13 protein-coding genes are annotated in these 14744 nt (G+C 72.8%); 6 read left to right on the top strand and 7 right to left on the bottom strand.

Annotated features, from left to right (window positions below; genetic code table 11):
* Positions 1 to 27: 27 nt before the first annotated feature.
* The 5 genes from ACIP6W_RS12095 to ACIP6W_RS12115 all read right to left on the bottom strand — a co-directional run bounded on the left by ACIP6W_RS12095 (position 28) and on the right by ACIP6W_RS12115 (position 6361).
* Positions 28 to 1857 (bottom strand): thioredoxin domain-containing protein, encoded by a 1830-nt coding sequence (locus tag ACIP6W_RS12095; protein ID WP_400429790.1) that lies wholly within the window; start codon positions 1855 to 1857, stop codon positions 28 to 30.
* Positions 1858 to 1975: 118 nt separating this feature from the next.
* Positions 1976 to 2506: an AAA family ATPase gene (locus ACIP6W_RS12100; RefSeq protein WP_251160403.1), complete on the bottom strand. Its 531-nt coding sequence runs from the start codon at positions 2504 to 2506 to the stop codon at positions 1976 to 1978.
* A gap of 4 nt (positions 2507 to 2510) precedes the next feature.
* The gene (locus ACIP6W_RS12105) at positions 2511 to 3578 is read right to left on the bottom strand and encodes an NAD(P)-dependent oxidoreductase (RefSeq protein ID WP_066655929.1); all 1068 of its coding nucleotides are present in this window, start codon (positions 3576 to 3578) and stop codon (positions 2511 to 2513) included.
* 90 nt (positions 3579 to 3668) lie between these two features.
* Positions 3669 to 4529 (bottom strand): rhodanese-like domain-containing protein, encoded by an 861-nt coding sequence (locus ACIP6W_RS12110; protein WP_311206536.1) that lies wholly within the window; start codon positions 4527 to 4529, stop codon positions 3669 to 3671.
* A gap of 260 nt (positions 4530 to 4789) precedes the next feature.
* Complete coding sequence (locus tag ACIP6W_RS12115; RefSeq protein WP_400429794.1) at positions 4790 to 6361, bottom strand: MFS transporter; 1572 nt, start codon at positions 6359 to 6361, stop codon at positions 4790 to 4792.
* Positions 6362 to 6523: 162 nt separating this feature from the next.
* On the opposite strand from ACIP6W_RS12115, the gene ACIP6W_RS12120 reads away from it, so the two are divergent.
* A complete protein-coding gene (locus ACIP6W_RS12120; protein WP_271826667.1) occupies positions 6524 to 7183 on the top strand; it encodes a TetR/AcrR family transcriptional regulator in 660 nt (219 codons plus the stop codon).
* 169 nt (positions 7184 to 7352) lie between these two features.
* Here the strand turns inward: ACIP6W_RS12120 and ACIP6W_RS12125 are convergent, their stop codons facing one another.
* Positions 7353 to 8984, bottom strand: coding sequence for a dolichyl-phosphate-mannose--protein mannosyltransferase (locus tag ACIP6W_RS12125; protein ID WP_400429797.1), 1632 nt, complete (start codon positions 8982 to 8984; stop codon positions 7353 to 7355).
* Positions 8985 to 9037: 53 nt separating this feature from the next.
* Here ACIP6W_RS12125 and rsmI point away from each other — a divergent pair, with 53 nt between their 5' ends.
* From rsmI to ACIP6W_RS12150, 5 genes are all read left to right on the top strand, one after another.
* A complete protein-coding gene (rsmI, locus tag ACIP6W_RS12130; protein ID WP_400429800.1) occupies positions 9038 to 9859 on the top strand; it encodes a 16S rRNA (cytidine(1402)-2'-O)-methyltransferase in 822 nt (273 codons plus the stop codon).
* 120 nt (positions 9860 to 9979) lie between these two features.
* A complete protein-coding gene (gene metG, locus ACIP6W_RS12135) occupies positions 9980 to 11560 on the top strand; it encodes a methionine--tRNA ligase (RefSeq protein ID WP_400429803.1) in 1581 nt (526 codons plus the stop codon).
* The gene (locus ACIP6W_RS12140) at positions 11557 to 12495 is read left to right on the top strand and encodes a TatD family hydrolase (RefSeq protein ID WP_066655919.1); all 939 of its coding nucleotides are present in this window, start codon (positions 11557 to 11559) and stop codon (positions 12493 to 12495) included. The genes metG and ACIP6W_RS12140 overlap by 4 nt, the downstream gene beginning before the upstream one ends.
* A 2-nt stretch (positions 12496 to 12497) precedes the next feature.
* Positions 12498 to 13346 carry a 16S rRNA (adenine(1518)-N(6)/adenine(1519)-N(6))-dimethyltransferase RsmA gene (rsmA, locus tag ACIP6W_RS12145; RefSeq protein WP_066655916.1) on the top strand — a complete coding sequence of 283 codons (849 nt, stop codon included), beginning with the start codon at positions 12498 to 12500 and terminating at the stop codon, positions 13344 to 13346.
* 70 nt (positions 13347 to 13416) lie between these two features.
* Positions 13417 to 13839: a hypothetical protein gene (locus tag ACIP6W_RS12150; RefSeq protein ID WP_066655914.1), complete on the top strand. Its 423-nt coding sequence runs from the start codon at positions 13417 to 13419 to the stop codon at positions 13837 to 13839.
* Positions 13840 to 13957: 118 nt separating this feature from the next.
* On the opposite strand, the gene ACIP6W_RS12155 is transcribed toward ACIP6W_RS12150, so the two are convergent.
* Positions 13958 to 14698: an SDR family oxidoreductase gene (locus ACIP6W_RS12155; RefSeq protein WP_400429806.1), complete on the bottom strand. Its 741-nt coding sequence runs from the start codon at positions 14696 to 14698 to the stop codon at positions 13958 to 13960.
* Positions 14699 to 14744 lie beyond the last annotated feature (46 nt).

Consider the following 14744-nt stretch of genomic DNA (forward strand, 5'->3'; position numbering starts at 1 on the left):
GGATAGCGGTCCGTGCGGCGGCTGTCGTCAGCGGAGCTGCTCGGCGAGCGCGGCGTCGCTCCGGGCCGGCAACGCACAGACGTGGTCGTGGCAGACGTAGGCGGCTGGTGCTGCGCTGTCCCGCCCGGCGAACAGCGAGAACCCGGCGGCGGCCCACGCCCGTGCCTGGTCCGGGGTCACGGTCGCGACCACGGTGCCCGGCCGGCGGGCGGCGAGGCCGGTCCACCGCATCGGGTCGTCGCGGCCGGACACGACGACGACCTCACGCGAGGGACGCTGCAGGGCGAGCGCGACCCCGAGGGCGTCGGCGTGGCCGAGCGGCCGCTCGGTACCGGTGCGTGCACGGTCGGCGGCGAGCCGCGTCGCGGCGTCCCGGAGTGCCCGGTCACCGGTGAGTGCGGCCAGTGTCGCCGCGGTCGCCGCCAGTGCGACGGTGCCGGACCGCAGTGCCGTCTGCGGCTGCTCACCCATCGTCGTTCCGGCTGCCCGCAGGACCGGATCAGCCTCGAAGCGACCGGCGAGGCCGTCGTCGACGAGCGCGCGTGCCGTCTCGGCGTACCGGACCTCGCCGCTGAGCAGCGCGAGTTCGAGCAGCCCCTCGGCGAGCAGTCCGACGTCCTCGATCGTGGGAGGCGCCGCGGACGTGCCGTGGGCGGTGCTCGACCGGACCACCACGTGTCCGTCGCGCACGTGGGCGGCCAGGACCGCGTCGGCGGCACCCTGCGCGAGGGCGGTGCACTCGTCGTCACCGCTCCGGGCCGCAGCACGCGCGAGCCCGCGGATCGCGAGGCCGTTCCACCCCGTCAGCACCTGGTCGTCGAGGGGCGGTGCGTCGAACCGCCCGCGCTCGTCGAGTGGCAGCCGGTACCAGTCGCCCTCGACGCGTCGCCCGTCGATGGTCGACTCGCTGTCCTGCGCCGCGACGAAGGCGCCGTCGGGCCGTCGCAGCGTGTCGCGCAGGAAGTCGGCGATGCCCCGTGCCTGCTCCGCCCCGGCGATCGCGAGCAGCCCCGCGTTGTCGTAGAGCATCCGTTCGTAGTGCGGCACGCTCCAGTCGCGCTTGGTCGCGTACCGGAACACGCCGCCGTCGGCGTCCGTCAGCTCGGTCGTCCGGATCGCCCGGAGGCTCCGCTCGAGCAACCCGCGTGCGGCGGCGTCACCGTCGGCCGCGACGTCGGAGAGGAACTCGAGGAGCGGCGCGCTCGGGAACTTCGGCGCACCGCCGAAGCCGCCGTACGTGGTGTCCTCCGCCGAGACGAGCTGCGCGGTCACGGAGCGGATCGCGTCGACGGACGGGAGGCGCGGCGTGTCTGCGTCGGACCGCTCGCCACCCCGGGCGGTGGCGTCGGCCTGCGCCCCCTGCGCGATCGCCGCGGCGATCGCGCTCGCGTTCGCGTCCACCTCGTGCCGCCGCTGGGTCCATGCATCGAGCACCGCCGTGAGGACCTGGCGGAACGACCCGACCTGGCCGACCGGGGTCGGCGGGTAGTAGGTCCCCGCGAAGAACACCCGCCCCTCGGGCGTCGCGAACGCGGTCAGTGGCCACCCGAGCTGCTGCGTGAAGGCGCTCGCGGAAGCCATGAGGCTGGCGTCCACGTCGGGCCGCTCTTCTCGGTCGACCTTGACGGCGACGAAGTCGCGACGGAGCAGCTCGCCGATCTCGGGGTCGGAGAAGCTCTCGCGCGCCATCACGTGACACCAGTGGCACGTGGCGTACCCGACCGAGACGAGCACCGGGACGTCGCGCTCCCGTGCCTCGGCGAACGCGTCGGGTCCCCACTCGCGCCAGTCCACCGGGTTGTCGGCGTGCAGACGGAGGTACGGGCTGACGGCGGTCCCGAGCCGGTTGTCGTTCATGCGTCCAGCCTGCCCCGCGGGCGCTGGACGGTGCTGACGATCCGGTGACCGGTGGACAGGTCGTGCTCGTCCACAGGCGCAGGCCGTGGAGTCCGGGACACCATGCCCGGGCCGGCGGTCAGCCGGGCAGCCAGCCCGTGAGCGACGCGAGCCGTCGCGCGATCTCGAGCGGGGACCTGTCGTCGGTGTCCACCCGGGCGACCGTGTCCGCGACGGCCGAGTCGAGCCTCCCGGCAGTCGCCGTGCTGTGGGCGAGCTGCGCATGCGGGACCGTGCCGCCCGCCCGCCGGGCCAGACGACCGGCGGTGGTGGCGTCGGAGGCGCGGAGCAGGACCGCGGTGACGAGCGGGTCGTCGCCCATCGCGGCGGCGAGCCGCTCGTGCTCGAGCACGGACACGGTGTTCGTGAAGACGAGCCGGTGGTGCCCGAGCTCGCGGTACGCCGCCCACATCGCGCGCAGGTTCCGCTCGGCGAGCCGGACGGCGGGGTGCGCCACGTGCGGAGCCGGGTGCGCGAGGTCCAGGAGGTCGCCCTCGATGACCGCGTGCGGGACGTCGGCAGCCACCAGCAGGTCGTGGAGCGCCTCGGCCGCCGTCGACTTGCCGACGCCCGAACGCCCGCCGACGAACAGGACCTCCGAGCGGGGCACCGGCTCAGCCCCTGCCGAGCGAGAGCAGCACGAGGGCGGCGTCCTCCGGGCCGTAGTCGAACATCCGCTCCCAGAACGGGTCCTCCGCCCAGGGGACGTCGCCGCCGGCCGGCACGGCGTGCGCGGTCTCGAGCAGCCAGTCCACCTCGGGCCGCACCGCCTCGGCGTACCGCGGGGGCTGCCAGCCGAGCGCCCGTGCCGCCGTCGTGTCGAGGACGAACGGCGACGGCGAGCTCCACGGGGTCGTCCCGACGAAGGCGGGGGCGTCCTCGTCGAGCAGGACCTCGTCGAAGCGGTGGTCGACGAGTCCGGCCACGGTCCGCACGATCTCCAGCACGTCGGGCGCGGTCTCGTCGGCCACGTTGAGGATCCGGCGGTCCGGAGCGTCGGCGACGAGGCGCACGAGTGACGCGATCCCACTCGCCGCCGTCGTGTGGTCGACGCCCCGTCCGTGGTCCGCGAGCAGGATCCGCTCCCGGCCGTCGAGCGCGCGACGCACCACGAACCACTCCCGGGGGCGGCCGATCCCGACGCCGTACACCTTCGAGGGGCGCAGCACGGTGACGGGAGCGCCGTGGTCGAGCAGGACCTGTTCGGCGGCGACCTTCGCGGCGCCGTAGCCCTCGCGCGAGGTCGGGTCGCCGTCGCCCGCGACGACGGTCGGCTGGAGCTCCGTGACCGCGCCGCCGAACACCGGCCGTCCGACCGAGTTCGCGTGCCGCCCTCGGTCGTCGACGTAGACCGCCTTCGAGGACACGAACACCGTCGAGCCGACGTCGTCGAGGAACGGTCGCAGCTGCAGGGCGTCGTCGCGGGTCGCGCCCACGGTGTCGACGAGCAGGTCGGCGCCGGGACGCAGGAGTTCGCGGAGCACGCTCGTGTCGCGGCGGTCACCGGCCACGAAGGAGGCGCCGGCCGCCGTCAGCGCATCGGCTGCGGGACCGCCGTGTCGTGCCACGACGTCGATCTGCCAGTCGTCGCCACCGCGGCCGGAGACGTCGAGGAGGTCTCGGACCACCGCCGACCCGATCCCGCCGGTACCGCCGAGGACGACCGCGCGTCTGGTGCTCATGCGCCAACGCTAGTGCCGCGGGGACGGCCCGGACGCCCGGCCAGCCCGGTCGGCCCGGCCAGCGCGGTCGGCGTGGCCGACGTTGTGGCGTCAGGACGCGAGCAGCTCCGGCTCGAGGCGCCACCACTCGGCGAGCGAGCCGTCGTAGACCTTCACCTGGTCGTGCCCGAGCACCGTCAGGGCGAGCGCGTCGACGCAGGCCGCGCTGCCGACGCCGCAGTACGTCACGATCTCGTCGGCGTCGAGCACCGGCGCGAACACCTCGGCGAGTGCCGGGCCGCGGCGGAGGGTGTTGGTGTCGGGGTCGACCACGTCGTCCGTGGTGATCGCCGTGCTGCCGGGGACCACGCCGGGGTGGTCGGATCCCAGCGCCGACGGGGGAGCCGCCAGGACGACCGCCGCGGGCTCCTCGCCGCGGACGGCGCGCAGGACACGGTCGTGGTCGGCCCACACGGGGCGTTCCTCGCCGGCCAGGAACGGCTCGGCGGACGGCGACCGGGTGCTGCCACGGAGCGGTCCGACGCGGACGGGCCGTCCCTCGTCCCGCCACTTGGTGAACCCACCGTCGAGCACCGCGACGTCGTCGAAGCCGAACGCGCGGAAGATCCACCAGAGCCGTGCCGCCCACTCACCGACGCTGTCGTCGTAGACCACCACGGTCGAGCCGTTGGTCACGCCCAGTCCACTCGCGGCGGACTCGAAACGCTCCGCCGTCGGGCGGGTGAAGGGCACGTCCGCGTCGGGCGTCGAGAAGTCGTCGACCAGGTCGGCGTACCGGGCGCCCGGTACGTGCCCGTGCTGCTCGTACGCGTCGCGGGCGGCCTGCCAGTGCATCGCCGTGCCGACCCCGGTGGCGTGCACCGAGGCATCGAGGACGACGAGATCGTCGGCACCGATGTGGTCGGCGAGCCACTGCGTCGACACGAGCGGCGAGGTCAGGACGGGGGCCATGGCGCTCAGGGTAACCGGGGCCACTGATGTGCCGCAGGAGGACCGACACAGTGCGCAACGCCGCCGTCCCGACCACGGGGTGTGCCGAATCCGTGCGCACCGGAACGGCCGGGGTCGGTCGTTCCTTCGGCCAGCCCCGAGGACGCGACATCCCACGCGTCGATCGACGCGTGGGATGTCGCAGAGCGGGGGCAGAGCAGGGCAGGGCGGACCGGGGGCGGACCGGGCGCGGAGCGGCTCGGGTCGCGGGAGCGGGGCGGCTAGTGCGCCGCTGCCGGGATGCTGCCCGTGGTCGCGGACGCCGCGCGCTCGAGCTTCGCGAGTCGCACCGACTGCCGGTTGATGAGCAGGCCGCCGGCGAGGGCGACGAGCACGAGCACCCCGGCCGAGATGCCGAAGGCGACGTGGTACCCGTCGATCACCGCCTGGGCCTGCTGCAGCTTCGTCGGTGCTGCCGAGAGGCCCGACAGGCTGTCCTTCACGACGTCGGCGAAGATCGTCGAGAGCAGGGCGGTGCCGATCGAGCCGCCGATCTGCTGCATCGTGTTGACCGTCGCCGAGGCCACGCCGGCGTCCGCCCGTGCGACACCGGTCGTCGCGGTGTTCATCGCGGACGAGAAGATCGTGCCCATGCCGAGACCGATGACGATCAGCGCCGGCAGGACGGTGCCCGCGTAGGTGCTGTCGACGTCGGTGCGGAGCAGCAGCAGGAGCCCGGTCGCCGCGACGAGTCCGCCCGCGAAGATCAGGACCTTCGGGCCGACGCGGGGGAGCAGCCGCCCGCCGATCTGCGTCGCCGACACCATGATCGACAGCGGCATCGGCAGGAACGCCAGACCGGTCTGCAGCGAACTGAAGCCGAGGGTCTGCTCGAGGTAGTACGTCAGGAACAGGAAGATGCCGAACATGCCGATCGCCACGAGGCCGATCGCGATGAAGGCACCGCCGCGGTCGCGGTCGAGGACGACGCGCAGCGGCAGGAGCGGGTGCGCGACGCGGGTCTCGATGACCACGAACGCGGCGACGAGCAGGACGCCCGCGGCGAGCATGACGATGGTGAGCGGGGCGTCCCAACCGTTCGACTCGGCGTTCGAGAAGCCGTAGACGATGCCGACCAGGCCCGCGGTGATCGTCAGCACACCGGCCACGTCGATGCGCGGACGCTCGACCTTCGGCGGCTTCGCCATGAACACGAGCGCACCGATGACCCCGAGGACCGCGAACACGACGTTCACGTAGAGGCACCAGCGCCAGGACGCGTACTCGGTGAGCACGCCGCCGAGCAGCAGGCCGATCGCCGCACCCGAGCCGGCGATGGACCCGAAGATGCCGAACGCCCGGCCGCGTTCCTTCGGATCGCGGAAGGTCGTGGTGAGCATGCCGAGCGCCGAGGGGGCGAGCAGGGCACCGAAGACGCCCTGCATTGCGCGGGCGGCGACGAGCAGGCCGAACGAGTCGGCGAGACCACCGAGCACCGAGGCCAGGGCGAACCCGACCAGGCCGACGATGAAGGTGGTCTTCCGGCCGAACAGGTCACCGAGGCGACCGCCGAGCAGGAGCAGGGAGCCGAACGCGAGCGAGTACGCGGTGACGATCCACTGCCGCTGGTCGGTGCCGAAGCCGAGATCGGCCTGCGCCGAGGGGAGGGCGATGTTCACGATGGTCGCGTCGAGCACGACCATGAGCTGGGCGAGGGCGATGACCGCCAGTGCGATCCAGCGGTGGTTCGGCCTGTCGGAGCCGGAGTCGGAGCCGGTCGTGGTGCCGGCAGCACGGCCGGTCGTCGTCGGTGCCGACCCGGTCGGGGTCGGCACGGTCTGTTCTGCCGTCACGGCAGCCTCCTTCGGAGAAGGGTGGAGGTGGCGGAGCACGCGCCGTCGAGCGCTTCGCGAGGAGGTGGAACCGGATGTGGTGCATCCGCTTGTGTCGAGTGTAGACCGAAACGGAGCCACCGCATCCGTTTGTTCCCAGAATCGTCAACTACCGTCGACGTCGTGAGCACCACCGACACCGCGCACGACCTCGAGCGCCCCCTGCGCGCCGACGCCGCGCGCAACCGCGAGCTGATCCTGCAGACCGCGCGCCGGTGCTTCGCCGAGCGGGGCCTGTCGGTCACGTTGAACGACATCGCGCACGAGGCCGGGGTCGGCGTCGGCACCGTCTACCGCCGGTTCGCCGACAAGGACGCCCTGATCGAGGCGTTGCTCGCCACCAAGTTCGAGGCGATGAACGCCGCCGCCGCCCGAGCCGCGCAGGAGACCGATCCGCGCGAGGCCCTCCGCGTCTACCTGACGGGCGTGTTCGAGTTCCGCGCGCGCGACCGTGCCCTGGCGGACGCCATCGTCCGCGCGGGGAAGGCGCGGCCGTCGATCGTGCACGAGCGGGACCGGCTCGAGCGCCAGGTCGCGACCATCATCGAGCGAGCGGCGGCGTCCGGGGTGGTGCGGGCCGGGTTCAGCTACGCCGACCTGCCGATGCTCACGACGATGGTCGGCGCCGTCGCGGACGCCACACGCGCCCACGACCCCGACGCCTGGCGCCGCTACGCCGAGGTCGTGCTCGAGGGCGTGCTGCCCGGCGGCACCACCGACCCCATGGTCGGTGCCCCGCTCGACCGCGCTGCCATCGAGCGCGCCCTGCACGGCCAGCCCTGACGGTCGCCTGACGCGGTATGCGCCGGGCGGGAGGCTCGTGGCCGTCGGGCACCGCGCCTCCGTGCCGACAGCGGGTCGGCCGCCACCGGCGTCCCGCGCGGTCGCGTCCCCAGGGCCGGACCGCTCCAGCCAGCTCGGCAGCACCGCTCCAGCCAGCTCGGCAGCACCGCTACAGCCAGCTCGGCAACCAGTAGTGCGACCGGACGAAGTCCCACGGCATCTGCAAGCCGGTCCACATCGGGTACCAGTACGCCGACGCGAGCACGACGACACCGAGGTACACGCCGACCCAGACCAACGCCCGGGTCCGCCGCGGCCGCGGGTCGGTCCGAGAGCCGGCGACGAGTCCGATCGCCGCAGCCAGGGCGATGACGAGGAACGGCTCGAACGCCACCGTGTAGAACTGGAACACCGTGCGGTCGGTGTACAGCAGCCAGGGCAGGTACCCGCCCGCGACACCGATGAGCACGAAGCCGTACTCCCACCGGCGCCGCAGCACGAGGAGCACGAGCAGCGCGACCGCCGCGATCACCGAGGCGTACCAGACGAACGGGTTCGCGATGCCGGTGATCGCCTCGCCGCAGCGGTCCGCCCAGCAGCCGTCCTGGCCGCGGTTCGTCCCGACGTAGTACATCGACGTGGGGCGCTGCATGACGAGCCACAGCAGCGGGTTCGCCTGGTACGAGTGCGGGGTGTGCAGGCCGATGTTGAAGCCGTAGATCTCCGACTGGTAGTGCCACCAGTTCTGGAACGGGTCCGGCACCCACGCGAGCAGTCCCGTCCACCGCTCGCCGCCGGAGGCGATCCAGTTCCGGTCCCACCCACCGGAGGTCCGGAACCACCCCGTCCACGACGCCAGGTAGGTCACGGCAGCGACCGGCACGGTGAGCAGGAACGTCACCGGCGCCTGCTGCAGGAAGGCGCTCGAGGACCAGAACGTCACGCCCGCTCGGCGGCGCATCACCATGTCGCTCAGCACGGAGTACAGGGCGAAGAACGCCAGGAAGTACAGGCCGGACCACTTCGTCGCGGACGCCAGACCGAGGGCGACGCCCATCGCGACGAGCCACGGCCGCCAGACCAGCACCGGCCCCCAGAGCGTGTCGCCGCCGCCGTCCGCCCGGCGTCGGACCCAGTCGTCGAGCCGCCGCTGCGTCCACCGCCGGTCGAGCAGCAGCGCACCCGCGCCGAGCACGACGAAGAAGGTCAGGATGCCGTCGAGCAGCGTCACGCGCGACAGCACGATCGCCTGGCCGTCGATCGCGAGCAGGAAGCCGGCGAGCGTCCCGATCGCGGTCGAGCGGAACAGCGAGCGGGCGATGACCGCGGTCAGGAACACGGTGGCGGTGCCGAGCACGGCGACCGTGAACCGCCACCCGAACGAGCTGTCGGCGCCGAACAGCAGCATCCCGAGGCCGATCAGGTACTTCCCGAGCGGCGGGTGCGCGATGAACTCCGCCGCCCTCGAGTACAGGTCGGTCTCGCCGTCCGCGAAGCGCTGGTCGGTCGTCGGGGCGCCGTCGTCGGAGGAGTTCGCCGGCCAGGTGCCCTCGTAGCCGAGGTGCACGATCGACCAGCCGTCCTTGACGTAGTACGTCTCGTCGAACACGAGCGAGTGCGGGTGTCCGAGTCCCACCAGACGGAGCACGGCCGCCAGCAGCGTCACCGCGATCGGACCCGTCCAGCGCCACACGGCGACCCGCCGCGACGTCGAGAGGACCCGACCCCACCAGTCGTCGAGGCGGGAGCCGGCCGGTCCGTCGACGAGGGCGGTGCGGTCGTCGGTCAGCTCGCTGGTCATCGCCTGCATCCTACGGATCGCCGCCACGGCGGACCTGGCACCAGAATGGGGAGGTGATCGTCCTCGCAGCAACGCCCATCGGCAACCTCGGCGACGCGTCTCGTCGTCTCGTCGAGACCCTCTCGAACGCGAGCGTGGTGGCCGCCGAGGACACCCGGACCGCGATCCACCTGATGCGTGCGCTCGGCATCGAGAACCGCCCGCGCCTGATCGCCCTCCACGAGCACAACGAGCGCGCGAAGGCCGCCGAGGTGGTCGAGCTCGCCCGCGACGAGGACGTGGTGGTCCTCACCGACGCGGGCATGCCCGCGATCAGCGACCCCGGCTTCCCCCTCGTGGAGGCCGCGGCGGCCGCCGGGGTGACCGTCACCGCCCTGCCCGGCCCGTCCGCGGTGCTCATGGCGCTCGCCGTGTCGGGCCTGCCGACCGACCGCTTCAGCTTCGAGGGCTTCCCGACCCGCAGGGCGGGGGAGCGTCGTCGTCTCTTCGCGTCCCTGGCCGGTGAGCAGCGGACGATGGTGTTCTTCGAGTCACCGCACCGGCTCGCCGACACGCTCGCCGACATGGCCGCGGGCTTCGGGGACGACCGCCGCGCGGTCGTGTGCCGCGAGCTCACGAAGCTGCACGAGGAGGTCCGCCGCGACTCGCTCACCGCGCTCGCCGCCTGGGCCGCCGACGGGGTGCGCGGCGAGATCTGCGTGGTCGTCGAGGGCTCGACCGGCGCGCTCGACGTGACGAGCATCGAGGACGGTGTGCGGCTCGTGCTCGAGCGGGTCGCTGCCGGGTCGCGCATGAAGGAGGCCGCCGCGGCGGTCGCGGACGCGACCGGCCTGTCGAAGCGCGACCTGTACGAGGGGGCGCTGGCCGCGCGGTAGGGCCGACCATCGTCGGTCTGGAGGCGCGGGGCGTGCCCGCCACGCGCCTCCCGTCCGGTTCTCCACAGGCGGCGCGCGGGGCGCGTCACGCGGCTCCGGCCCGCCCGTAGGATGGTCCGCATGTCCGACGGGTCCTCGTTCAGCATCACCACGCCGATCTTCTACGTGAACGACGTGCCCCACATCGGTCACGCCTACACCGAGGTCGCCGCGGACTTCATGGCACGGTGGCACCGGCAGCGGGGCGACGACGCCTGGCTGCTCACGGGGACCGACGAGCACGGCCAGAAGATCCTCCGGACCGCCAGCGCGAACGACGTGTCCCCGAAGGAGTGGGCCGACCGGCTCGTCACCGACGCGTGGAAGCCGCTGCTCGACACGGTCGACGTGGCGAACGACGACTTCATCCGCACGACCGACGAACGGCACGAGCGCGGCGTGACCGCGTTCCTGCAGAAGCTGTACGACGACGGCTACATCTACGCCGGCGAGTTCGAGGGCTTCTACTGCGTCGGGTGCGAGGAGTACAAGCAGCCGAGCGACCTCGTGCCCGGCACCGGTCCGTACGAGGGCCAGCAGGTCTGCGCGATCCACTCGATCCCCGTCGAGGTCCTCGCCGAGCGCAACTACTTCTTCCGGATGAGCGACTTCGAGCAGCGCCTGCTCGACCTGTACGAGTCGAACCCGCGGTTCATCCAGCCCGAGAGCGTCCGCAACGAGATCGTCTCCTTCGTGAAGCAGGGCCTGCGCGACCTGTCGATCTCGCGCTCGAGCTTCGACTGGGGCATCCAGATCCCCTGGGACCACGACCACGTGCTCTACGTGTGGTTCGACGCCCTGCTCAACTACGTCACCGCCCTCGGCTACGGGTCGGACGACGACGAGGCGTTCCAGCGCCTCTGGCCGAGCGTGCACGTCGTGGGCAAGGACATCGCCCGCTTCCACGCGGTGATCTGGCCCGCCATGCTCATGGCGGCGGGCCTTCCCGTGCCGGAGCGCGTGTTCGGTCACGGCTGGCTGCTCGTCGGCGGCGAGAAGATGTCGAAGTCGAAGCTCACCGGCATCGCGCCGTCGGAGATCACCGACACCTTCGGCTCGGATGCCTTCCGCTACTACTTCCTCCGCGCCATCACCTTCGGGCAGGACGGCAACTTCAGCTGGGAGGACATCTCCGCCCGGTACTCGGCCGACCTCGCGAACGGCTTCGGCAACCTGGCCTCGCGTCTCGTCGCGATGCTGCAGAAGTACTTCGACGGCGCCGTGCCGTCGCGCGGCGAGCTGACCCCGTCGGACGAGGCGATCGACGCGCTCGCGGTGTCCGTCACCGAGCGTGCCGACGCCGCGGTCGAGGCCTTCGCGCCGCACGAGGCGATCGCCGCCGTGTGGGAGCTCGTCGACGCGCTGAACGGGTACATCACCGAGCAGGAGCCCTGGGCGCTGGCGAAGGACGAGTCGGCGCGCGAGCGTCTCGGCACCGTCCTGGCGACGGCCCTCCGCGGCCTCGGCACCGTGAACGTCCTCGTGTCCCCGGTGATGCCGAAGGCGACGGAGAAGCTCTGGGCGTCGATCGGTGTCGGCGGATCGGTGACCGAGCAGCGTGTCGACCGCGCGTACGAGTGGCAGGGCGCCGCAACCGTCGTGCCGCTCGGGTCCGGCCTGTTCCCGCGCATCGAGCAGCAGCCCGAGCAGGGCGCAGCGTGACCGACGCGGCGGACGGCTCGCACGTCCGGGCGCGTGGCGAGGGGGCGTCCGGCGGCTCGAAGCGCGACCTGAGCTACCCACCGCTGCCGCAGGCGCTCGTGGTGCCGGTGTACGACAACCACACGCACATGGAGATCGCCGACGGCGTCGGCGAGGGCGGCGACGGTCCGCTCGACTACCGCGAGCACCTCGACCGTGCGTCGAGCGTCGGGGTCCGCGGCGTCGTGCAGGTCGGCACCGACCTGGCGACGTCGGAGTGGTCGGCGCAGATCGCCGCGCGGGAGCCCCGCGTGCTCGCCGCCGTCGCGCTGCACCCGAACGAGGCGCCCGTGCTCGACGAGCAGGGGCTGCTCGACGAGCACCTCGCCGGCATCGAGCGGCTCGCGGCGCTGCCCCGCGTCCGGGCGATCGGCGAGACCGGTCTCGACTTCTTCCGCACCGGCGAGGACGGCCGCGCGGCACAGGTCCGCTCGTTCGAGGAGCACATCCGCATCGCGAAGGAGCACGACCTCGCGCTGACGATCCACGACCGTGACGCGCACGAGGCCGTGGTCGAGGTGCTCGACCGCGTCGGCGCTCCCGAGAAGACCGTCTTCCACTGCTTCTCCGGTGGTCCCGACCTCGCCCGGCTCTGCGCCGAGCGCGGCTGGTACATGTCCTTCGCCGGCACCGTCACGTTCAAGAACGCCCAGTCGCTCCGAGACGCCCTGCAGGTCGCGCCGCGGCACCTGGTCATGATCGAGACGGACGCCCCGTTCCTCACGCCGACGCCGTACCGCGGCCGGCCGAACGCGCCGTACCTGATCCCGCTCACGCTCCGGTCGATGGCCGAGACCCTCGGTACCGACCCGTCGATGCTCGCGGCGCAGATCGCCTCGACGACCGAGCTCGTCTACGGTGCGTGGGACGCCGAGCCCGTCACGGTGGACCAGTAGTCGTGGGCGCACTGCTCGGCCCGGCGGAGATCCGGGACCTCGCCGCCAAGCTCGACGTCACCCCGACGAAGAAGCTCGGCCAGAACTTCGTGCACGACGCCAACACCGTGCGCCGCATCGTCTCGGCCGGCCGGGTCACGCCGGACTCCCGCGTGCTCGAGATCGGACCGGGGCTGGGCTCCCTGACCCTCGGGCTGACCGAGACCGGCGCGTCCGTCACCGCGGTGGAGATCGACGGTCGGCTCGCAGCCCAGCTGCCCGCGACCGTTGCGGCGATGCAGCCGGACGCGCGCCTGCGGGTCGTGCACCAGGACGCGCTCGCGGTGACCGCGGACGAACTGCCCGAGGCCCCGACGCACGTCGTGGCGAACCTGCCGTACAACGTCTCCGTCCCCGTGCTGCTGCACCTGCTCGCGACCTTCCCGACCATCGAGCGGGTGCTCGTCATGGTGCAGGCCGAGGTCGGCCACCGCATCGCCGCCGGGCCGGGCAGCAAGGTCTACGGGGCGCCGAGCGTCAAGGCCGCCTGGTACGGGTCGTGGTCGACCGCCGGGCAGATCAGCCGCCAGGTCTTCTGGCCGGTGCCGAACGTCGACAGCGTGCTCGTCGGCTTCGACCGTCGTGAGCGCCCGGGGGACGAGACGCTGCGGGCGCAGGTCTTCGAGCTCGTCGACGGGGCGTTCCAGCAGCGCCGGAAGATGCTCCGGCAGAGCCTGTCCGGGGTCCTGGGTTCCAGCGCCCGTGCGTCGGAGCTGCTGACCGCGGCCGGTCTCGACCCGACCGCTCGGGGTGAGGCGCTGTCGCCGGACGACTTCGTGCGCCTCGGACGGACGGTCCTCGCCGCCGCCTGACGGCAGGCGGTCGTGTCACTGCTCCGGCCCGGTGGTCGTCGTGTCGGCGACGGAGCCCTAGGCTGACCGCGTGCACGCTCCGACCTCCCGTCTCGCCCTGGCGATCACGCTCTTCTTCCTCGCGGGCGGTGCACTCGTCGTGGTCGTCGCCGTCGTCGCCCTCGTCCGTGACGCCGGCGACGATGCTGCCTGGGCAGCCGCCCTGTTCGGAGCAGGCCTGGCGGCGTGGGGACTCTGGTTCAACCAGCTCGCGGACGAGGACGAGGACGGGGCGTCCACCGGGGCCGAGCCGCGGGCTGCGAGGAGCTCCATCGGCACCCTGGCGATGGTCGCCGTCCTGGCCGGGGGTGCCTTCTGGGTGCTCCGTGGGCCGCTGGACAGGACGCTGGCCGAGTCGCTCCTCGTCACCGCCATCGTGCTGGGGCTCTGGGCGTTGAACCGGGGTCTCGACGCGCGGATCCGGCGTCGGCGCGCCGCCGGCGAGGTCGACTGACGGAGCAGCGTGCTCCGGCCGGCGCCGGCACCGGTGCCCGCCCCGGCCCCGACCCCGGCCTGACGGTCGACGTGCACACGCCTCCTCGCCCGGGGCTGATCCGCCCGTGGTGCGTGGCTCAGTGACCGCGGCCGGCCATCGCCTCGAGGATCTGCTGGTGCGTCCCGTCGCGCTCGGCCCAGCGCAGCGGCTGGACGTCCTGCACGAGGATCTCCGGCGCGGCACCGGAGTCGAGCAGACCCATCACCTCGTCCGTGAAGGCGTCGAGGGGCATCCCGCCGAAGTCGGCGCCACCCATCAGGTCCGTCTGCACGGCCGGCGGGGCGAGCTCCAGCACCGCCACCGAGCTGCCGACGAGCTGCTGCCGGAGCGCCTGCGTGTACGAGTGCACCGCGGCCTTCGTGGCGCTGTAGGTCGGGGTCGCGGTCAGCGGGACGAAGGCCAGACCGGACGACACCGTGATCAGCGTCGCCGCCGGCCGGGAGAGCAGGTGCGGCAGGAAGGCGTCGATGAGCCGGATCGTCCCGACCAGGTTGGTCTGGACGGTCGCGAGTGCGTCGTCGATGTGTCCGGGGTCGCGCAGGTCCTCGTTGCGCATGATGCCCGACATCGTGACGACGGTGTCGAGCTCCGGCCAGCGGGTCGTCACGTCCGCTGCCGCGCTCGCGATGGAGTCCGCGTCGGCGACGTCGATCGCGACGGTACCGAAGCCGTGCTCGGCGGCGAGGGCGTCCAGGCGCTCCTGGCGGCGGCCGCCGATGACGACGGTGCTGCCGGCGGCCTGCAGGCGCTGCGCGAGGGCGAGCCCGAGGCCCGAGGTCGCGCCGGAGATGAAGACGGTGCTGTTCGTGGTGTCCATGCCGACCACGATGCTCCTGCGCGCGGGGCTCCTCCAGGGCGCGGGC

Origin of the sequence: Curtobacterium sp. NPDC088465 (genome assembly GCF_044753165.1) — a bacterium.
GTDB lineage: Bacteria > Actinomycetota > Actinomycetes > Actinomycetales > Microbacteriaceae > Curtobacterium.

What these genes read in the sequence shown, in the direction of transcription:
- ACIP6W_RS12095 (WP_400429790.1), bottom strand. Translation starts at nt 1,857, where the DNA reads ATGAACGACAACCGGCTCGGGACCGCCGTCAGCCCGTACCTCCGTCTG.
- ACIP6W_RS12105 (WP_066655929.1), bottom strand. Translation starts at nt 3,578, where the DNA reads ATGAGCACCAGACGCGCGGTCGTCCTCGGCGGTACCGGCGGGATCGGG.
- ACIP6W_RS12110 (WP_311206536.1), bottom strand. Translation starts at nt 4,529, where the DNA reads ATGGCCCCCGTCCTGACCTCGCCGCTCGTGTCGACGCAGTGGCTCGCC.
- ACIP6W_RS12125 (WP_400429797.1), bottom strand. Translation starts at nt 8,984, where the DNA reads ATGACCAGCGAGCTGACCGACGACCGCACCGCCCTCGTCGACGGACCG.
- metG (WP_400429803.1), top strand. Translation starts at nt 9,980, where the DNA reads ATGTCCGACGGGTCCTCGTTCAGCATCACCACGCCGATCTTCTACGTG.
- ACIP6W_RS12155 (WP_400429806.1), bottom strand. Translation starts at nt 14,698, where the DNA reads ATGGACACCACGAACAGCACCGTCTTCATCTCCGGCGCGACCTCGGGC.